Source organism: Vibrio rotiferianus (assembly GCF_002214395.1).
GTDB lineage: Bacteria > Pseudomonadota > Gammaproteobacteria > Enterobacterales > Vibrionaceae > Vibrio > Vibrio rotiferianus.
The window spans coordinates 1,650,707-1,670,928 of the sequence record NZ_CP018312.1 but is presented as its reverse complement, the minus strand read 5'-3'; the positions used below and the strand labels follow the sequence as shown (position 1 = coordinate 1,670,928).

The 20,222-nt window shown below is 38.2% G+C and carries 14 protein-coding genes and 2 pseudogenes; 11 read left to right on the top strand and 5 right to left on the bottom strand.

The window, feature by feature from the left end:
- Nucleotides 1-9 precede the first annotated feature (9 nt).
- Nucleotides 10-360, bottom strand: coding sequence for a VC1380 family protein (locus BSZ04_RS16905; protein WP_010447780.1), 351 nt, complete (start codon nt 358-360; stop codon nt 10-12).
- A 264-nt stretch (nt 361-624) separates the two neighbouring features.
- Between BSZ04_RS16905 and BSZ04_RS16900 the strand changes: the two genes are divergently transcribed.
- Both BSZ04_RS16900 and BSZ04_RS25300 read left to right on the top strand, forming a co-directional pair.
- Entirely contained in the window at nt 625-1,929 is a 1,305-nt protein-coding gene (locus tag BSZ04_RS16900; protein ID WP_088880928.1) for a MipA/OmpV family protein, read from the top strand.
- Nucleotides 1,930-2,345: 416 nt separating this feature from the next.
- Nucleotides 2,346-2,837 (top strand): annotated as a pseudogene (locus BSZ04_RS25300) (transposase); the annotation flags it as partial.
- A 145-nt stretch (nt 2,838-2,982) separates the two neighbouring features.
- Here BSZ04_RS25300 and BSZ04_RS16890 read toward each other — a convergent pair.
- Nucleotides 2,983-3,411, bottom strand: coding sequence for a glycine zipper domain-containing protein (locus BSZ04_RS16890; protein ID WP_088880927.1), 429 nt, complete (start codon nt 3,409-3,411; stop codon nt 2,983-2,985).
- 378 nt (nt 3,412-3,789) lie between these two features.
- Here BSZ04_RS16890 and BSZ04_RS16885 point away from each other — a divergent pair, with 378 nt between their 5' ends.
- From BSZ04_RS16885 to BSZ04_RS16875, 3 genes are all read left to right on the top strand, one after another.
- Nucleotides 3,790-4,341, top strand: coding sequence for a lipid-binding SYLF domain-containing protein (locus BSZ04_RS16885; protein WP_088880926.1), 552 nt, complete (start codon nt 3,790-3,792; stop codon nt 4,339-4,341).
- Between the two features lie 242 nt (nt 4,342-4,583).
- The gene (locus tag BSZ04_RS16880) at nt 4,584-6,125 is read left to right on the top strand and encodes a porin family protein (protein ID WP_151899070.1); all 1,542 of its coding nucleotides are present in this window, start codon (nt 4,584-4,586) and stop codon (nt 6,123-6,125) included.
- Nucleotides 6,126-6,236: 111 nt separating this feature from the next.
- On the top strand, nt 6,237-6,800 hold the full coding sequence (locus tag BSZ04_RS16875) for a DUF4136 domain-containing protein (protein WP_088880924.1): 564 nt from the start codon (nt 6,237-6,239) through the stop codon (nt 6,798-6,800).
- A gap of 356 nt (nt 6,801-7,156) precedes the next feature.
- On the opposite strand, the gene BSZ04_RS16870 is transcribed toward BSZ04_RS16875, so the two are convergent.
- The gene (locus BSZ04_RS16870) at nt 7,157-8,776 is read right to left on the bottom strand and encodes a methyl-accepting chemotaxis protein (RefSeq protein WP_088880923.1); all 1,620 of its coding nucleotides are present in this window, start codon (nt 8,774-8,776) and stop codon (nt 7,157-7,159) included.
- A gap of 719 nt (nt 8,777-9,495) precedes the next feature.
- Between BSZ04_RS16870 and glgC the strand changes: the two genes are divergently transcribed.
- From glgC to BSZ04_RS16855, 3 genes are all read left to right on the top strand, one after another.
- Nucleotides 9,496-10,713 carry a glucose-1-phosphate adenylyltransferase gene (gene glgC / locus BSZ04_RS16865; RefSeq protein WP_088880922.1) on the top strand — a complete coding sequence of 406 codons (1,218 nt, stop codon included), beginning with the start codon at nt 9,496-9,498 and terminating at the stop codon, nt 10,711-10,713.
- A 744-nt stretch (nt 10,714-11,457) separates the two neighbouring features.
- Nucleotides 11,458-12,570 carry an HlyD family secretion protein gene (locus tag BSZ04_RS16860; protein WP_088880921.1) on the top strand — a complete coding sequence of 371 codons (1,113 nt, stop codon included), beginning with the start codon at nt 11,458-11,460 and terminating at the stop codon, nt 12,568-12,570.
- On the top strand, nt 12,560-13,594 hold the full coding sequence (locus tag BSZ04_RS16855) for a DUF2955 domain-containing protein (RefSeq protein WP_088880920.1): 1,035 nt from the start codon (nt 12,560-12,562) through the stop codon (nt 13,592-13,594). The genes BSZ04_RS16860 and BSZ04_RS16855 overlap by 11 nt, the downstream gene beginning before the upstream one ends.
- A 516-nt stretch (nt 13,595-14,110) precedes the next feature.
- On the opposite strand, the gene BSZ04_RS16850 is transcribed toward BSZ04_RS16855, so the two are convergent.
- Nucleotides 14,111-15,139 (bottom strand): AraC family transcriptional regulator, encoded by a 1,029-nt coding sequence (locus BSZ04_RS16850; RefSeq protein WP_151899069.1) that lies wholly within the window; start codon nt 15,137-15,139, stop codon nt 14,111-14,113.
- 1,142 nt (nt 15,140-16,281) lie between these two features.
- Here BSZ04_RS16850 and BSZ04_RS16845 point away from each other — a divergent pair.
- The 3 genes and pseudogenes from BSZ04_RS16845 to BSZ04_RS25295 form a co-directional block, all read left to right on the top strand.
- Entirely contained in the window at nt 16,282-17,127 is an 846-nt protein-coding gene (locus BSZ04_RS16845) for a hypothetical protein (RefSeq protein WP_088880918.1), read from the top strand.
- Nucleotides 17,128-17,155: 28 nt separating this feature from the next.
- On the top strand, nt 17,156-18,838 hold the full coding sequence (locus tag BSZ04_RS16840; RefSeq protein WP_088880917.1) for an FAD-dependent oxidoreductase: 1,683 nt from the start codon (nt 17,156-17,158) through the stop codon (nt 18,836-18,838).
- A 186-nt stretch (nt 18,839-19,024) separates the two neighbouring features.
- A pseudogene (locus tag BSZ04_RS25295) lies at nt 19,025-19,437 on the top strand (transposase); the annotation flags it as partial.
- Between the two features lie 47 nt (nt 19,438-19,484).
- Here the strand turns inward: BSZ04_RS25295 and BSZ04_RS16835 are convergent.
- Nucleotides 19,485-20,069 carry an FMN-dependent NADH-azoreductase gene (locus BSZ04_RS16835; protein WP_088880916.1) on the bottom strand — a complete coding sequence of 195 codons (585 nt, stop codon included), beginning with the start codon at nt 20,067-20,069 and terminating at the stop codon, nt 19,485-19,487.
- Between the last annotated feature and the right edge of the window lie 153 nt (nt 20,070-20,222).

Sequence of the window (20,222 nt, the reverse complement as noted above, 5' to 3'; positions counted from 1 at the left end):
AGCGGTTCCTTATTGTTCTGAATCTTCTTCGAGTATTTCGATAACTTGTGAGCTGCTAAGTTCATGTCCCATCAGAAATAAACCTAACATCGCGTCTGCTTTTGAAGCATTGTCGCTATCTTCATCGAGAATTTGTTGCAGGCGAGTGCGAATCAGATCGATTTCATGCTCAACAAATCCGCGACCTTCCTCCTCTCCTTGTATTTCTTCTGGAGCGTTATCAAACTGAAGAAAAAGAAGATCACCATCTAATTGTGTACTAACTAACCGTTCGGGTAGCCAGGATTCTCCCATTACGATATCTGGATCGTTTTGTTGAGATAAATCGTTAAGAACGGTGATGAGTTCGGAAGCTTTCACATTAATTTCATTAGGTTGGGTTTAATCTATACGCATTTCTATAAGTACAGCGCTCTAGTCACTCGACAATGAACAGAACACTTAACTCTTTACCACAAAACTTTTTAGCACATATGTTTACTAATGCACCTGACATAAAGTCTGTGAAGTTAGCGCAATATTAGTTACGATTATTGTAACGGCTAATACTTAAATAACATAAGCTTAAAATAGCATTCTGAGAACGTTTGGCTTTTTATCAACCAATTTTCCCTTTGGAACCTTATGAAGAAAACAACACAAGCAGTGGCTCTCTTGGCAACATCTGCTGTTTCCTTGCCCACTTTATCCTCATCAGAACAAGAGTGGGGGATTGCAGCAATGTATCGTACAGCCGCGATACCTTTTTATACTGCGAATGATGACTCAACCGTTAGCACCTTTGTGCCTATGATGTTCTTCAAAAATGAGCATGTTTATATCCGCGGGCTTGAAGGTGGGGTTTATCTATATGACGAGGAAGACTCTCCTTGGCAAGTGAGTGGTATTACTCGTTTACGTTTTCTCGATATACCTAAGTCGGTACAAAATGCATTTGAAGGGGATCGTGTTGATTTCGGTGCTCAGCTTCAATACCGTTTTGATGACAATTGGCGAACAGAAGTGGAATTAATGACTGATGATGAGTTTCAGTTTCACTCTAACTTCCGTCTTGCTGCTAACTATGAGTTCGGTGATTGGGAGCTCGAACCCTCTTTAACCTTCCGCTACAAAGATGCTGATTTTAATAGCGCCTACTACTCATTCTCCGATGTGACAGGAGAGCGGATCGGTGCTGGTATAGATGCAAACCTAGGTGTCAAAGCCCGATACCATGTTATTTCAAACCTTTATTTACTCGGGCAAACCAGCGTTACAAGACTAGATAGCTCCGCATATAACAGCAAGATTGTTGAAGACCGTTACCAAGGTGAAGTTTTTATTGGCTTTGGCTTCTTTAACGATAAGGGTAAGGAGCTTAAATCTGAATTGAGTAACCGCCCGTATCTGCGTGTTGCACACGGTTGGGCAACGCCATCCAATATCGGTGATATTTTTAAATTCAATGCCGAAAAGGATCAGTACAACAACCAGTTGACGTCGCTCTTCTATGGGCACCCATTGACGGATGAAATATTTGGTTTCCCGCTTGATATTTATCTGACGCCAGGTCTTGTGCACCATTGGTCATCGGAGGTTCAATCGTCCAGTACTGAGTATGTGATGGCGATTAAGGCGTACTATACGTTTAATTGGCCAACTAAGTGGCGCTTTGGCGTAGCTGAAGGGATGTCGTACATCGATAACATTACTTACATCGAAGATACTGAGATGGAAGAGAAGGGTTACACAGCAAGTAATTTGCTGAACTATCTGGATTTCTCATTTGATGTGAATGTAGGCGATCTGTTTAACCAGAAAGACTGGGAAAACATGTGGGTCGGTTACTCGCTGCATCACCGTAGTGCTATCTTCGAGAGTGCTTCCCAGTTTGGCCGCATCAAAGGTGGCAGTAACTACAACACGATCTACTTCCAGTATGATTTTTAATATCTAATTAAGTGGATGTTTTTATTTTGTATTTAAAGGCGCGATTCGTAACTCCATAATTTAGTAGCTTGGCAAGATGCCGCCCTAGTACCGTGGGTAAAACTAATGATGACGAAGAGTGACAAGCAAGGTTTGAAGACGCACCTTGGTGAAGGTCAGCATAGTTTATCGGACAACACTGATCTTCACCCAATTTGAGATAAGCCATGCGACTCGTGAAGAAGAGTAGATTTTCTATGAAATGCTGGGTTACTTATTGTTACCCCCTTGATCATTGACGGTGATGGATTTTCTCCGAGTTGAAGAGCATGCTAGCAGCCATGAAACTACAGTGACAAATGAACAGAAACCGGAACTCAAAATCCAACACAGCATGACTCGTGATGGTCGAGTTTGTGATTGTAGAAAGTTGTTCTCCACGCAAGTTTGATGAGTCAAAACAGTAAGCGTCCATTGATGCTTACGAAGCGCTAACGGCAAGTTGTGGCGAGGATGAATCGATAGCTTTTATTGATGTCGTTCCCCCAATGCTGTAGAACAAAACTTCTCATGGTTGGGTACGCAAAGGTCAAGATAAAGTGAGAGAATGATAGGTAATCGTAGCTGACGAAATACTATTGGTGTGCTGAACCCGTCGGATATAAGAGCGATTATTGTTAGCCATCACGAAAGAAATAACAGTGAAAACATTGTTCGCTTTTTCCGGAAACTACGAGAGAGCTATCCATTAACTCACAACCTGCATAGCATCTTAAATTAAGGGGGATCACCGCCGAGATTTAGTCAAAGATGCTACATTCATCCTCAATATTGCACTGCATTCCCTTCCACCTTACAGACCAGATCTTAATCTCAATCCAATTGAGCTACTCTGGAAGGTAACGAACGGAAAATCGAGAAATAACGTTATGCATACATAAAGCACGGGTTTACCCAAACGGAATGCTCAGTTCAAAATTACAGTATAGTTATTTGTAATTTTGGTCAACGCTTTAGTGTTGTAACCGCAAGTTCCACAGGCATACCCGTAAGTTAAATGCGATGTGAGTTTATTTAATTGAGCGCGACGTATTGTTTTTCCGTCATGCAATTTCTTAATACAGTTTTGAACGATTCCATCTGTTGATTTTCTGATTGTTTAGAACTTTTTCTTGATTCTAGTCTTCCACCAACCACGCCTATAGCAGCGCCAGTTTTCGCTGCATCAGAACCACTATTTCCACTAATTGAACCAATAAGTGCACCAGCAGCTGCTCCTTTTGCTGCTCCCTTAGCCCCTGAACCTTTCTTATTTATCGTGGCTGTTTGGCTCGCTTGTTCAGCGAGCGATACACAATCATTGAGTTCTTTCTGAGCAACGTCATCGCTAACATTGTCATAATCAAATACTAATTGACTCACTGGCTCAATTATCGCCCCCCCTGCTGCATGTACAGAAAATGCCGTAAATAATAAAATGCTTATTAAGCTAAGTTCTTTCATTGTTATCTCCTGATTTATATTTTGGGTCTGTTTTTAACGCCTACGCTAATTTCTATAGCTCTCGATTGTGTTTTAGATATCGGAAAAAGATTAATTGGAAATTAACAGCGTGGGATTAATAGCTGTCATCAATAATCTTTGTAGTTTCATTTGACTGGATTGGGTTTAAGGATGTCAGAAAAATCGCTTATTTCAAGGTGGGATACCAAACACATCAAAAAACAAGCTAAAACATGCAGGTTTGTTCCAGTTACTATTTTATGAATGTACTAGCTGACATACTTACGAAGATATGAGGGGGACTCAGATCTTTATTATCAATGCTGAGTGCTATTTTATTTATGGCCTGAAAGGTATGGTTAGGGAAGGAGTAACTCTATGAATATTTGGAATTATGGGCTGTTTATGGCCATCCTCCTGTTAGCTGGTTGCTCCTCTGTAAATGAACAACAAAGGTTGTCTAAAATTGATGAGCTAAATTCCATGGCCAATAAGGCAAAAATGGATCTTTTAGTTCAACAGCCTTCAATTCAGGAAAAAATGGATGAATCTGCAGCGTATGCTGTTGTTAGCATGAAAGTGACAAAGGTTCCCGGAATTGGAGTTGGAGGAGGGGAAGGCATTTTGTTCTTAAGGGAATCTGGTGAACAGAGTTATTTAACGGTTAAACGTTTTGACTTAGGTGCTGGCTGGGGAGCAAGATCTTATAAGGTCATTATTTTCTTTAACACCCTACAAGAGGTCAATAAATGGGAAAATGGCGAATGGGAACTTGAGTTAGGGAGCGAGGTATCAGCTGGCAGTTTAGCGGTTCAAGCAGCATCAGATGATATTAATCAGGAGCTTAATCGGTACATTTTATCAGAAAATGGGGCATCGGTAACGGTATCTCTGAGAGCTATTTACGTTAAAGTTAATAAAGAATTATAAGGCTAGTGGTAAGAAACTAATTATGTTGGTTGGGTTGTTGTCTATTGGTTTCTTTTTCTTAGGATATAGAAAACACGGGTCCTCCGTTAGATGAATGATAACTCCAAAATTACATTGCAAGCTGTTAGTGATTTTTCTCACGGATAAAGCGTTTAAGGAGTAAATACACGGGAATCCCGAGAGGATATTATTCCTAATTATTGTAAGTCTAGCTTTAAGTATAGAATAAATAAAAACTTAATATGATTTCATTGACACACCTTTTTAGTAGTAAGAGCTTTATTTTTGGAGGGAAGTTGAATAGGTTTTGGTTATTTTTTCTACCTCTGGTCATTATTTTTTTTACTTTAGGCTGTTCACAAATATCAGGTGAATATGTCGTCCCACAAAAAGATATGATTGACGAGCTAAACCGTTCACACGCTCATGTTGTTGATCAACTTACCATTCAAGAGCCTACGTTAGAGAAGCAGTTACGTACAGCGAATGGCTATATGATTGCGAGTGCTTTCGGCATCAAAGCCCCTATCTATGGATACACTGCCGGTGTTGGTGCAATTTACGACAACCAAGACACTAGCGTAACCTACGTAAACATCGAACGAGATGAGCTTGGTTTTGGGTTGGGGTATAGCGAAGATTTTATTATTTCTGTATTTAATGACGAAGAGAGCATGGAGGTAGCTAAACAAGGAGTGAATACTTCGAGTATGGTTAGCAGTTTTAAACAAGCAAATGACCAATTGTATTATGATCAGTCAAAAATCAAAGATCGAACCATTTCAACTTACACGTTGCATAGTAGTGGTGTCCAAGCCTCTTTGTCGTTGTCTGCGATTGAAATTTCGAAGAACGAACTAATGGATGATGTAGATATTGATGTTGAAGAAAGCAATGCGTCTATTCCACTAAAACGTCGGTCTAGAGATCAGGTATCTCTCCCCAAGCATTGGGATCGCGCTTTACCGTTTTATGGTCAGAGGGTTATTGATCTTGGTCATGACCTTCCTTTGCCTATCGGAGTGAGCTTAATCTATGCCTCGACATATCAACCTATGAAGCTGTACGATCTTTCTGTACGTAATAAAGACGGAGTGAATACTCCTATCGACTTTGTATCTTTTGAAGATAGTACTAATGAAAGTGAAGTTCCACAGATTAAGATTGATGCTTGGATTTTTCCATTTTTGAATGTATTTGCGACGGTTGGTAAAGTTACAGGCGAAGCTGATGTCAACTTTCGTTTGGAAGGTGATCCATTACTTAATCAATTAGGCATTGACTGTCGCAGTGCTCGTGGAGCAGAACGCATCTTGTGCGAGCGTTGGGAGGGTAATAATAGTCAACTTTACAGCCCTACACCTAGTATAGAGGGGATGAGTTACACGTTAGGTACGTTACTGGCCGTAGGCTGGGATAATTACTTTATTTCAGCTCCAGTTTCTTTTACGAAAATGACGATGGATAAACGAACGATCGATGGAACAGTAATAACAGTATCCCCTAGGCTTGGAGCAGTTATACCATTCCAGAATGGTCAAAGTTTAGCGTTGTATGTCGGGGCTAGCTATATACATAACGACGTAAGAATTACTGGCTATCAAAGTATCCCAAATACAAGCAAAGGAATTGATTATCAAATTTCTCAGCAGACTGGTGAACCTTGGGAGCCAATAATCGGTGGTAACTATAGTTTCAATGGGAAATGGTCAGTATTTTTTGAATGGACTGGTTCTGAAGATGGGCGGCAGCAAATGTTTGGTGGCATTAACCGTCGTTTTTAGGCAATAGGTTAGAAGAGAGGCCGATATTACTAATTGGTGGGCTTGAATCTGGGTTAACGAGCGATGCAACGATTCAGCTAAGGTTTGGTCAGGTTATTTTTAGGAACAAATATGATAAAAAATATGTATGCTATCTTCATTCTGATTACTTTGCAGTCTTGTTCTCATAATGAACAACTCGCCCAGGATTACAAATATGGAGTAATCACATCTGGTGATATTACACAGGCTGTTCAAGGAGTAAAAACTTACTCTTGGTTATCTTCAAGTAATTTAGTGCATTTGGAAGGTGATGAAGCGTCTGATCATAATGTTGAATTGATTGTAAAACGAGCTTTTGAAACTCACATGAGCCAAAAAGGCTACATACTTCAGTCAGATAATCAGACAGCAGATGCTGTTTTTGTCTTAGGGTTAGCAGACCAAGCTAGCTTGAGCGACCAGGCAATATTTGAGAAGACTAGATTATCACTAGGGATTGATAGTTTAGGGAAGAAGGGCCAACAAAAAGGTACGGTATATATAGCCCTTTACCATCCTAACTCAAAACAACCGATATGGTATGCTTTTGTTCAAGCAGGAATTAAGTCAAATCAAACGAAGCAGCAGCAAGAGCAACGAGCATACAGACTAGCTGATTCAATTTTTTCATCATTGCCTCATGTACCCAAGTAAAAGTAACCTCAAGATACTTGGTTCAGCGAGAGTGACTTGGTTTGTCGATGCTGCGGCGATTTAAAGGTCTAAATCAAGGATCGACCGGAAAGTATACAAGCCAGGGCAAGTCGCTTTTCGAGCGCTTGTCATTGAAGCGATTTTTGTTTTGAGCAACCTGGAAAGAGCTAGCTTTTACACAGTGTTGTTTCCCAGGAACTCGAATTAATGACAACGATCTGAAAGGTATTAAAGCGCAAGCTGTGTAACTTTGGTCAACGCTTTAGCGTTGTAACAGTAAGTTCCACGGGCATGCCCGTGGGTATCTACTTAGTTAGAGTTGCATAAACTAGGCGACTAGTTTTGAAGTATGTGATTCATACGTGCTCTTGCTTAAAAAATGATAAGTATTCATTTTGTTTCTCAGCTAGTTCTGAAAGTCCTTGTGAAGACTGAAGAGTTTGATTTACAGCTGACACATTTTCATTCACTAAATCGAATGTTCTTGTTGTATTTTCTGAAATATCTTCGGTTACGTTGTACTGTTCTTGTGAAGCAGTTGCAACAAGGGCATTAATGTCGGAGATAGAGTGTACCGAATGTGATATATCATCAAAAGAAGACTTAACCAATTCTGACAACGAGACAGCTTTTTGTATCAAACTTACATTTGATAGCATATCTTTACTGGCTTCATCAGATCTTGCCTGCAGTTTCGAGATGATATCTTGGATTTTTATCGTAGATTCTTGTGTTTTAGTCGCAAGGACTCGAACCTCGTCGGCAACAACGGCAAATCCACGTCCTTGCTCACCAGCTCTTGCGGCTTCAATAGCTGCGTTTAAAGCAAGTAGATTTGTTTGATCCGAAATCGAGCTAATTACCACTGTCACTTCTCCAATGCTTTGAGCACTGATTTTTAAATCATCAATGACTTGGGCGGTGTTTTGTACCGAATTGCTAAGTTCTTTGGTCAAATTTAACGACTGACTTAAGGCCTTATTGCCTGTATGAACGTTCTCTATTGCCTTCCTTGCCTCATCTTCTGCTTTTACTGCATTGTTCGAAACTTCTCGTGATGTGCTCGCAAGTTCGCTGATTGCTGTTGAAATCTGTTCGATCTGAGTAAGTTCGTTCTGTGTATTTTGAGATGAGTGGTTCATTACAATAGTGAGCTCTTCTGCTGAGGAGCTCGTATCATTCGAAGATAGTGTTAATCTATTTACTAGTGAAGACAGCTTATCAATTGAGTTATTGAAAGACAGCTTTAATGGCAAAAATTCATTTTTGGATGATGGTATGGGAAGATGTCGTAGATATCCATTTGAGAGTTCTTCGATCGCCTGAGAAACTTCCTTTATATTACTGAGAATAATATAACTAGCAGTGATTAATATTGTAATAATGATCAAACACCCTATTATAGATACATAAATACTGTTGATTAATAGGTTGGACATTGATAAGGATTGGATTCTATTTCTCTCTTTTAAAATAGTTCTTTCTAGAGATGAGGCCTCCGATAATAGTGCGCGAATTTTAGATAAATACACGTTCTTTAGGCTTTGGTTCAATTCTACTTCTTTTATTTCTTTTATTTTATAACTATCAACCATATGACCCCATGAATTTATTTGTTCACGGACAATGTTAAATGTGTTGGTTTGTTTTTTGTTGTCCGATGTTAATTTTATGATTTTTTCTAGCTTTCCGATTGTCTTTGCTTTTTCATCATCATAACTTTTTAAGAAACGTCCATTATAGGTTAAAATAAATCTCTGGTATTCAACTTCCATCCTCAGGGCTTGTTGATAAACATCCTCTATTAATAGAAGTACATCATAAGTATGTTCAACTGATTTGTTTGATGAATCTATTTTTTTTTGTGATATGTAAATCGATGAAACGATCGTTGCAAGAGACGTTAACGTGATTGCAGTAACAGCAATCATTAGAGTTTTAATTGGTAATTTTTTTAAGTTAATAATTATATTCATATCAATATTTATCTAGAATTTTTTATTTACAGTAATGATTAAAGTTAAAGGGTAATCCTGAAGGATGTCACTGGACATTAAACATTGCTTTTAAAACCCTAATAACTCTCCAACGTTCATGTGACATTGATACCCCCGTAGTCCTGTGAGAAGAGCCTGCTTTATGTTGTATCTAAAGTGGCGATGAACCTCTTTATCTCGCATTATGACTCGTAAAATACACGAGTGCCTTATGGTGTCGGCTGGTCTTTGATCTAACTATCAAAACATTAAGATACAATTAATATATAAATGATTAAACGAAATGGATTAATTAGTACTAATACTTACTTAATTTGATATGTTTGTTCCATTGCTTTTATCATAGGGTTATTGAGAGTGGGTGAAATTTAAATTCGTAAGTAAAGTGTCATATTTATATTTATTATTCTTATTGTGAATGACTTTATTTTTCTTATTTCACATGTAAATGAATGTGGCTTTTATTATGTGATCGTCTTATCATATTATTTAAGTTTTTTATTTTTATGATGAAACTTCGTGCCAATGATGTTTTTATACTGTGACCAAATATTCTGTAATTTTATTAAATTATTTTAAAACCAAAAGTTGAGACTTGTTATAAAAGGTATTTACCTAAATATGAAAAATTCTTATAGAATGATAAGTCGTTGGTTTAGAATAACGTAAAATGGTGAACTCTAGATTCGGAGATAAAAATGAAGGGTGTTTTAGGAATGATTCTTGCGGGTGGAGAAGGTTCTCGTTTAAAACCTTTAACCAAATACCGCAGTAAGCCATCGGTCCCCTTTGGAGGGAGTTATAGGCTTATTGACTTCGCATTGAACAATTTCATAAATTCGGACTTGATGCAAATTTACGTCCTTACTCAATTTAAATCTCAATCTTTATTTCATCATATGAAGAAAGGTTGGAATATCAATGGTATTAGTGAGCGTTTTATTGACCCAATCCCGGCACAAATGCGCGTTGCCAAGCGTTGGTATGAGGGAACAGCGGATGCCATTTACCAAAACATACATTTTATTGAACGGGCGAATCCGGAACAAGTGTGTATCTTTGGTTCAGACCATATCTATAAAATGGACATTAAAAAGATGCTGGCTTTCCACCAAGAAAAAGAAGCGTCGTTAACGGTTTCCGCATTGCGCATGCCACTTTCGGAAGCATCTCAATTTGGTGTCATAGAAGTGGATAATGAAGGACGTATGATCGGTTTTGCAGAAAAGCCGGAAAGTCCGAAATCCATCCCTGGTGATCCAGAACACGCGCTTGTCTCTATGGGCAACTACGTATTTGAAGCGCAGGCGCTGTTTTCCGTGCTGACTGAAGATGCAGCTAATGAAGGTTCTACTCATGACTTCGGTAAAGATATCATTCCAAAGATGTTCCCGAGAGGTGATGTGTTTGCTTATGACTTCAGCAGTCACCGCATTGCGGGGGAGAAAGAAGAGGTATACTGGCGTGACGTAGGTACTATTGATGCATACTGGCAAGCCCATATGGATCTGTTAGAAAAAGACGCTCCGTTCTCGCTATACAATCGCCAATGGCCACTGCATACTTATTATCCACCATTACCACCAGCGACCTTTACCGACTCAGACAATGGTAGAGTTCAAATCATTGATAGCTTAGTTTGCAACGGCAGCTATGTGCGAGGTTCTCGCATAGAAAAGTCTGTACTGGGTTTTCGTAGTAATATTGCTTCAGCGTGTGACATCAGTCAGTGTATTTTATTGGGTGATGTGAAAATCGGCGAAGGTTGTGTGCTTCGTCGTGTGATTGCAGATAAAGATGTAGAGATTGCACCAGGGACACAAATTGGGGTAAATCTACAAGAAGACAAGAAACATCACTATGTGTCGGAGAATGGCATTGTTATCCTCCCAAAAGGAGCTCGCGTAGGGTATTAGAAGATTACCTCGGGTCATGCCCGGGGTACTTACCGTGACAACGCAAAAGTATTGACCAAAATTACAAACATCTTACGCTGTAATTTTGGAATTTGCATTCATCTACGGGTAAATCCTGGTTTTCTGTATTTACAGAATAAATACTGCGCCAACATTCAGCTTCACTAATTTTCACACTACAGTCTAAATCTGAATCCGATTGAACGGCTTTGTAACGAGGATGAATGAGAAGGCAAGAAACAATGCTTGCTTCATGTTTCAAAGCGGTCATGCACTAACTTTTTACTGCAACTCTTCCAGAACTTACAGCTTATTTGACGTATCGAATCAACGACAAATCTCAGGTGTTCAAGCCAGTATCTACCCATTGATTAGCTATCTTCTAAACCAATTCTATCTAAATAAGCAACCTAAATGATGTAAATGTTCCATCACCTTTATCAATGGTGAAGGGAGAAATATAATCGTTCTAAAGTTTTTAGGGTAGTATCATTGAAATTGCTTCGTTCAAAAAGTGTTCGGATTTTAGTTACGAACAATATATCAAAATTCTCGATAATATAGTTTAATTTGGAGCCTCTTTCTGCCGACTTGATTACTGTATATAGCTACTTGTAAATAGAGCGCTATTACCGCAAGTTTTGGATCTAAACCTGATTAACATATATAGAGATGGAAATATATATACATTCTCGGTACTATTTAATTTAAATGATTTAAAGTGATAAAAAGTATAGGTTTTTTATGAAGCAAGAAGTTTCAAATTTAGCAGATGATAGTAATAAAGAAAAACTTGCGCATAGAAGGTTTCAGCTACTTACATTAGGAGTGGCGTTATTATCATTAACTATATTGACTTGGTATATTTTTGCTGATCAAATAACACCTTTTACAGACAACTCACGAGTTAGAGCGTTTGTTAGTCCGGTATCCACTTCAGTGTCCGGCTATGTTATTAATTTACCAGTTAAAAATAACCAAATCGTGGAGAAAGGGGATCTAATAGCAAAGATAGATCCAGAGCCATATAAAATAGCCGTTGAACAAGCTAGAGCTGAATTAGAATTAGCAGGTAAAGATGTTGGAATTAAAACTGCCCATGTTGCCACTGCTAATGCTAACTATGTAGAAGCACAAATGCAATTAAGGTTAGCCAAACTTAATTACCAGAGAGTATATTCAGTGGGTCAGAAAGGGTACGTTTCAAAGTCAGAAGTTGACGATGTGCGTACGTCCCTGGAAGTTCAAAAAGCACATTTAAAGGTTTCGCTTGCGGAGCTTGAACAGGCTAAACTTGATGCAGGTAGTAACTTTGAAAATAATCCAACGTTAACAAAAGCATTAGCGAAGCTTTCTCAGGCTGAGTTTGACCTGAAGAACACGACGATCTTTGCTCCTAGAAAAGGGGTTATATCCAATCTACGATATGATGTAGGTGTCTATATAAATGCGGGCTCCCCTATAATGACCCATATTTCTACAAACGAAGTGTGGATAGAAGCTTATCTAAGGGAAAATAATTTACAAAATATAGAGCATGGTGACAACGTTTCTATTGTATTTGATTCGGCACCTGGAAAGATATTTAGAGGTGAAGTTAGTTCTATTAGTTATGGTGTTCAATTCGACTCGAATTCTACAATCGGCCAACTTCAATCTGCCATTCCTAAAACTGGTTGGCTGAGAGATGCGCAAAGGTTCCCAGTGATTATTAAGTTGACAAGCGATATTCCAACTGGTGTAAAGCGTGAAGGAGGTCAAGCAGATATTGTTGTATTCACAAAAGAGCATGGCTTAATGGCTCTATTAGGTCGCATCTACATAAAAGTCATGAGTTGGTTGAGCTATGTCTACTAGTGTAAAGAGAAATATTGAAAGTGAAAACTATTTTAGAGTAATAATTCGTTATGCATTAGCTGTAATGGTTCCTATCATTATTACTATGATTTTTCAGTGGGAACTTGGTTATATTTGTCCAACATTAGTAACGATACTTTTGGCTCCAAAGTCTCGGCCACTATCTAAATACCAGTTTTTCTTGTTTCTGCTAGGTATTGTTGGATCATCTTTTGTAGGAGTTATTTTAATAGGCACAATAATTTCACAGCCAGTACTAAGTATTATGTTAACCGCTTGGATGTTGTTTTTGATTTTTCGATTCCAAGCGAAAGGAGGGGATGTACTTATTGTTTTATTGTGGATCTTATCTGTAATAAGCTATCCGACCTTAGCGTCAATGGATGTGCCATTTGCTATCGACAATATGGTTGGGTTGATATTTTCTTATATAATTGCAATATTTACTTCTTTGTTTTTCCGATGCGTAATTTCTGATGTTAAATTAAGTAATGATATCTCCAAAGATTATAAGTATAACGAAAGTGAAGTTTCAATATTCGCAATGCAAAATACATTGGCATTATTGCCATTGTTTGTTGTTTATATATTGTTCGATTTTCAGTATGCCATGCTAACTCTTTTGTATGCATCCATGCTCATATCGCAAGGGTGTTTGAATAAAGGTATGAAAAGCCTTATTGGGTTAATGATGGCTAATTGTTTGGGTGGTGTGGCTGCTATTGTTTTATTTGAACTAGTTGTAATTGCACCCATTTCTACTTTCTATATTTCGTTAGTGTTCTTCTTTTCTTTAGTCTTTGCCTATAAAACCTTCACTAAAGGGGCTCTTTACTCAAGTGCATTTAGTTGCTTTTTGATATTACTTACTGATGTAACTACAACGACGGGTCATTCTATTGACACTTTTTTTTATGAAAGAATATTGTTTATTGCTTTTGCTAACCTCTATGTATTAGTTGCTTTTTTAATATTGTTCGCGTTTAAATCACTTAAAGCATCGCCAAGACCGATATTGGAGTAGTGAGATAACAGTCGCGTTATAGAGGTCTCTATGTGATTTTTCTACCAACTGAGACATTCCTTGAATAAATTCAAATGTTCTCGTTATAATCAAGAACGGTTCTAACTATACATATAGCCAATATGTACCGGTGAACATTTACAATATCTTGGTGTAAGCGTAGTGATAATATATAGCTAACAGAACCCAATTAGAGCTGTCGCCAGTTCTAAGTCTGGCCGTATATAGTCTTTTAACCAACACAAAAATTCGGAGAAACATAGTTTTTTAATTACTCCTAATGAGAGTTCCAATTTTGGCTTTTTCACGAGGTGTAATAATATACTTCAAGGAATAAGTTTAGCTTGTAGGTTGTTTTATTATCTTATAAAAATAATAAAACAAAGTCGTAATGAATTATATGTTTACTGAGACTTTAAGCTGTCATGCATATTATAATAAATGAGCATGGCAGCCTAAATTAGTAAGTGATGCTGCTTAATTTTAGGGCAGCCTTACCTGTCTTTTATAAATATATTATCCAATTATAGCGCCCCTATCATTTAGAATTTCAATATATTGATTTGGCGTTATTTGGTGGGATTTTTTAAAAGCTTTAACAAAACTCTGTGGGTTATTGAAACCTAACTCTTTTGCAATGTAATCAATATTGTAACCATCTAGCAACATATTTGGGGCTAATATATAAATCAGTTGATATTTAACTAATTCTGAAAAGCTAAAACTTTGTTTCTGTATTTTTCGTTGTAGCGTAAGTGGTGATACTTCCATTATTTTAGCGATAGTGTCTAGTTTTGGGTATCCATAGGCTCTAGCGTAATTAACCACTTCAAATACACAACGTGATAAGTCACTACTATCCGGCATATTTGCATATTTAAGAAGCTTCAACGTTGGAACGTTATTTTGAGACCTTTTGATTTGGTTGCTAAACGTAGGTAGCAAATCGCGATCAAACCAAACTTCTGCTCTTTTGGAATTCCAAATTACTGGACAACCAAATATTTTTTCGGCACCTCCTTTTTTTCCTAACCTTGTACCTGGAAGATAAATTGTAACAGGAGTAAAATTTTCGCCTATGAAGTGACGCAACACATGTATGTATTTCCAAACAGCAAAGACACTACTAAATAGACGTTCATAAAGCACAGGTGTTGATACCTCATAACACCATTTGGTAAATTGACTGGTGCGTTCTGTATAACATTTAGACCCCGATTCTAATGTATTTGCTAAGTAATTAAAGCGCACTATTGCCGTAAACAAAACAGGGGAGTTCAACACTAACTCATCTAAAATAGGTAAGTCCTTAAAGTCAAGCTTTGCTCCCCCTTTGGCTACAAATAGCGGGTCGTTAACATGTTTCGCCAGTAAATCGATATAACGATTTATCTCGCTCTTTGGCATAAGACGCATTGGGTCATCTATTAAACTCTGAGGAAAGTTGACCTTTTCTATACAGCCCCCATAGCAACGATCCAAAGCTTTGAGCAAAAGCCAAAACATACCAGTGCGACCAAAAAATGTACCTGAACTTCCTTTCAAATTATCACTCGCGACAAGACCAAATGGGTTAATTTACCGATAGTTGTCATTAATTGCAATGCGACAGAGGCTGGCATAACTAGCGAACATTTTAATGTAGGCCCCGATCGATAGCTCCCCTAAATAATAGTATATGCTTTATCAACCCGCTGACGTTTTAGTCCTTTGATAGGTGTTTCTGCGTAATACCGCTAAGATACAAGTCTACCCCTTTAGTGTACTTTCATGCATATTAAGCTCGGAAGGGCATTCAAAGTTAAATATGCAATTGCTTGCTATTGTTCATGTGGTGTAGTGGCAAGCACTATTGTTATAGGTACTGTCTTAAATCGCCTCTATGGTATTCGCTTGTTTGTTTGAGTATGGCCTAGGAAACACACGATAAACTCACCGCACCTTCGGTAAGTTTATGAGTGTGTATCGAGAGTGATAGATAGTTTTCTCCAGACGTTTAGGGTAGCCGTATGTACTATGATTTTTTGTTTTCCCTTCGCCATAAATCTTGATGCACCGTTTCATAACTAGTTAACAGAACCCATCTCTCTGTTCAGTTTGCTTTGCAACTCACCACTTCTCCATAAATCCGGAAAGTTAAAGAACAACGATTAGTATATGGTTGGTTGTTATGAAACGAGACTATGAGGGGAGAGAATGACGCGGCATGGATTGCTGACTTAGTTATTGAATTACGCATTAAAGCCTTAATCGAGCGATATTTGATACCTTTGCTCCTCATGCAACTTAGGAGCAACTTTTGGAGCGATTATATCAAAGGACATTAAACTTTGATGTGTTGACTCTTTGTTCGGGATGTAAGTTTAAATTTGTTGTAATTTTTAAGGCAGATATCCTTGAGATTCTAGAGGTGACTTGTTATAGCAACGTGAAGGGATACAGCTAGGTTCTGTGAATACATGATTCAGCCATAAATACATGGCGATTCAAAACTCATAATTTTTTATCAATACCCAATAATGCAATATCAAAATAATATTAGATAATGAGTGATTAATTGATGTTAATATGCTGAACTTATTAATTGGATTAAGTTATTGGAGATTTTAAAGTTATATATTTATTAATTGTTTGTTCTGATAAATTTGGTAGTGCAAAATTTTTGTCAGAAATTTAAAGGTATTTTAATGGATCTTTCTCTTTTTTTTAGCATAGTCGTAGTTATATTTACAGTCTCGAACCTAGCAGCTATGGGGCTTGAGCTGAATATTCGAAATTCACTTACAACATTAACAAGTATTCATGCAATAAGCTTAATATTTTTTTTGGGGTGGGTCGTAAGTCCAATATTGGCTCTGTTCTTAATATGGTTACTGCCACTGCAAGAAGGTCATGCTGCTGGGTTATTATTGATCAGCTTAGCTCCCACAGCACCTTTTTATCCTATTGTTGTGGCTAAAGCTAAAGGTGATATGTCCTTTGCGGGAGCGTTTACACTGTTGACTATAATCGGAACAGTAATCTTATTGCCACTTTTAGCCCCTCTCTTGATTCAAGGCTTAACCATTAATAGTTGGTCTTTGGCACAACCCTTAATTTTAATGGTATTGTTGCCTATGACAATTGGCGCATTTATCAAAATGTTGTTTCCGAATTTAGCGAAAACAATTTATCCAGCAATTAAAAAGGTAGGGGGGCTATCATTGCTCGTAACCTTAGCATTAACCCTGACACTTTATGGGAAAGAGATGCTCGGTACGATTGGTAGCTTTGCTCCTGGGGCTCAATTCTTATTTTTTATCATCATTTCTTTGCTTTCCTATAAAGTCCACTTCGGGCTTAAGCAACAAGAAAGAAGTTGTATAGCACTTGGAATGTGTACACGTAATATTGCCGCTGTGTTTGCTGCTTTCTTTGGTATCGCCAACCCACCGGAAGGTATGTTCGTAATGGTGGTTCTGGTCGTTCCAATCGCGGCAATAGTTGCTTTTTTATTCGCATTATTGTTTTCGAAACAAGTTCATGAAATTTAATTAATTGACTACTCTTGAGGAGTGAAATATGAAAATTATTATTATTGGTGGTGTCGCTGGTGGGGCATCTGCAGCTGCTCGCTGCAGAAGACTTGATGAAAATGCAGAGATAATCATATATGAAAGAGGCCCTGTTGTATCCTTTTCAAATTGTTGTCTACCATATCATATTTCTGGCATCGTAGAAAAAGAAGAAACACTCATTTTGATGAACCCACAAAAGTTAAAATTGATGTTTAACATAGATGCTCGAGTTAATAGCAATGTTATTGCTGTTAATTCAAATGAAAAAACGGTTCAGGTCGAAAATACGCTAACAGGCGAAATTATCACTGAAAGTTATGATGCTCTAATTGTGTCTCCTGGTGCCGATGCAATTGTTCCCCCTTTCCCTGGTATTGAAAAAATAGATAATTACGTTCTCAAAACTGTCCCTGATGTCTCAAATATCGTGAAATTTATCAAAAATAAAAAACCTAAGCATATGACTGTTGTCGGGGGAGGGTTTATTGGTTTAGAAGCGGCAGAAAACTTGAAAAAGATAGGTATCGAAGTCACGCTTATTGAAGGTACTGACCAGATCATTCCTTTTGTAGATCGTGATATGTCTTATTTTGGCCAAGCAGAAATGATAAAACAAGGTATTGAAGTTGTTATTGAAGACCTTGTTGACGGTTTTGATACAAGAACGGTTATTTTAAAATCAGGTCGAGAAATCGAGACTGATGGTGTTATTCTTGCTATTGGCGTTAAACCGGCAACTGGCTTTCTAGAAGATTCAGGTATTGAGTTAAACGAAAGAGGTTACATAAAAGTTGATGAAAACTATCAGACTTCGGTAAAAAATATTTACGCGGCAGGTGATGCAATTCTAGTTAGAAATCAGCTAACCAGTCAGTCTTATCCTTTAGCTATGGCTGGTCCAGCGAATAAGCAAGGTCGATTAATTGCCGATCGCATTTACGGTCGAAAAATTCTCAATAAAGGCTATATCGGCAGTGGTGTAGTTAAGTTGTTCGATTTAAATATTGCTACCACGGGTTTGTCTGAAAAGATGCTTGCCAATACCGATATTGATTATGATGTAGTGTTTGCTGCCCCTCCAGGAACCGTAGGGATTATGCCAGGTATGTCGCTCGTTTTTTCAAAGTTGATTTTTGAGAAAGTTACAGGAAGAGTACTAGGTGGACAATTTGTAACAAAGGGCTCTTCTGACAAGCGCGCTGATGTTGTGGCAACGGCTATTAAAGCTGGAATGACAGTAGAAGAGCTTGCCGATCTCGAGCTGTGTTATGCACCTCCATTTGGCACTGGTAAAGATGTAGTTAACAAGGTTGGATATATAGCGTCAAACTTGAATGAAGGCTCCTTTAAGCAAGTTCGTTTCTCTGAGTTATATGACCTAATTGCTGCTGGAGAACAAGTCATTGATGTTAGAGAAGTTGCTGAGTACGAAGCTGGTCACATTAAGGGCACTGTCAATATGCCAATGACATCATTGCGACACAACTTGGATGGATTAGATAGAAATAAGCCTGTATACGTACACTGTCGTACAGGAGAGAGAAGCTACAATATGACGCTAATGCTTCAAGCAAATGGTTTTGACGCTAAGAATATTGCGGGTAGCTATGAGTTTGTGAAGGTTTACGAAGAAATTATGTGCTACAACGACAAATCAAGAAATGAAATTATGGTTGGAAAAAGTTAAGCTCTGGGGGAGTCATTATCTTTGCTCTGGAGGGGAAGTTATTTCTATCAAATATTAGTAAAGAGCGAAGGATGTAACCCTGTAGTAATTAAGTGTAACCGACGAGGTTGCACTTTTTTCGACATAATCATAAAGCAGTTCGTGATCTATATCCCCGTGACCATTGAAGATGCTTGATTTCCCCGAAAGCAGCAAACTTTCATTGAAGTATACGAAGCTATAAAGGCAACTTGTGGTAAAGAGGAGTCGGTAGCTTTTGTCATGCCATTCACCCAAAAATATCGACCAATTTGTCCCATGCTAGTATGCGTACTGGTTACGATAGCACTGACAGCGAAAATATTGTTCGCTTTTTCTGTAAGTTTAGAGAAAGTTACTAATTAGAGCACAAGCTCGACATCATCTTTCATGGAGCCGGACATAACTGCAGTGATTTGGTCAAAGATGCGGCGTTTGTTCTTAATATTTAGCCACAATACATCCCACGTTATAGCCCTAATTTCAAACCTATAGAGCGGCTATGGAAGGTAACGAACGACAAATCGAGAAATAACTTCTACTTCAAAAACAAACGCGACTTTAAGGCTGAAATCGACCAACTTCTGTAAGTGGTGGTTTACTTTTACTTACCCCCTTCTGACGATGCTTACGCCAAGGTTGCCAATTGGCTTTGTGCGTCTGAAATGCCTTTTGCTGCTGCGTCTTCGCCCATGTTTAGAGCTTCTGCATAAACAAATTCCACATCTGTGATGCCAACGAAACCTAATACTGTGCGTAGGTATGGTGTCATGCTGTCGGTTGGTGAGTCTTTATGAAGACCGCCACGAGTGGTAACTACGATTGCTTTCTTACCTTCAATCAGACCTTGAACGCCATTTTCTGTGTATTTGAATGTCACGCCAGCACGAGCAATCAAATCAATCCAGTTTTTCAGCTGAGTTGGAATCGTAAAGTTGTACATTGGTGCTGCGATAACCAAAGTATCTGCTGCTTTGATTTCTTCAATTAAGGCATCAGATAGGTCAACCACCGCTTGTTGCTCTTGCGAAAGATCTTCTGTTGCGCGAAGTGCTGTTGCGACTGAAAAGTCTAAAACTGGCAGTGGATTTGCAGCTAAGTCACGAACCGTTAGCTTATCTTGGTCTACATTTTTGATGAAGTCTTCAACCAGTTTGTTTGATTGAGAGTAATCGCCAAGGATGCTTGATTTAAGAGCTAGTACACGAGACATATGGATTTCCTTTAATAAGTGCTTTCGGCTATGTGATGCATTATAGGCAATGCTCATCGACTCAAAACCCGATGGATTTGCTTAAGTTGTTCGAAAAAATTGAATGACTTCGGGATGCTGCTTTCCGTTATCTTGTTCTAGCCCTTATGTGCT

Bases quoted from the DNA above. Each gene is read 5' to 3' on its own strand.
- BSZ04_RS16870 (WP_088880923.1), bottom strand. From the start codon at position 8,776: ATGAATATAATTATTAACTTAAAAAAATTACCAATTAAAACTCTAATG.
- BSZ04_RS16860 (WP_088880921.1), top strand. From the start codon at position 11,458: ATGAAGCAAGAAGTTTCAAATTTAGCAGATGATAGTAATAAAGAAAAA.
- glgC (WP_088880922.1), top strand. From the start codon at position 9,496: ATGAAGGGTGTTTTAGGAATGATTCTTGCGGGTGGAGAAGGTTCTCGT.
- BSZ04_RS16855 (WP_088880920.1), top strand. From the start codon at position 12,560: ATGTCTACTAGTGTAAAGAGAAATATTGAAAGTGAAAACTATTTTAGA.
- BSZ04_RS16890 (WP_088880927.1), bottom strand. From the start codon at position 3,411: ATGAAAGAACTTAGCTTAATAAGCATTTTATTATTTACGGCATTTTCT.
- BSZ04_RS16900 (WP_088880928.1), top strand. From the start codon at position 625: ATGAAGAAAACAACACAAGCAGTGGCTCTCTTGGCAACATCTGCTGTT.
- BSZ04_RS16835 (WP_088880916.1), bottom strand. From the start codon at position 20,069: ATGTCTCGTGTACTAGCTCTTAAATCAAGCATCCTTGGCGATTACTCT.
- BSZ04_RS16885 (WP_088880926.1), top strand. From the start codon at position 3,790: ATGAATATTTGGAATTATGGGCTGTTTATGGCCATCCTCCTGTTAGCT.
- BSZ04_RS16875 (WP_088880924.1), top strand. From the start codon at position 6,237: ATGATAAAAAATATGTATGCTATCTTCATTCTGATTACTTTGCAGTCT.
- BSZ04_RS16840 (WP_088880917.1), top strand. From the start codon at position 17,156: ATGAAAATTATTATTATTGGTGGTGTCGCTGGTGGGGCATCTGCAGCT.
- BSZ04_RS16845 (WP_088880918.1), top strand. From the start codon at position 16,282: ATGGATCTTTCTCTTTTTTTTAGCATAGTCGTAGTTATATTTACAGTC.
- BSZ04_RS16880 (WP_151899070.1), top strand. From the start codon at position 4,584: ATGATTTCATTGACACACCTTTTTAGTAGTAAGAGCTTTATTTTTGGA.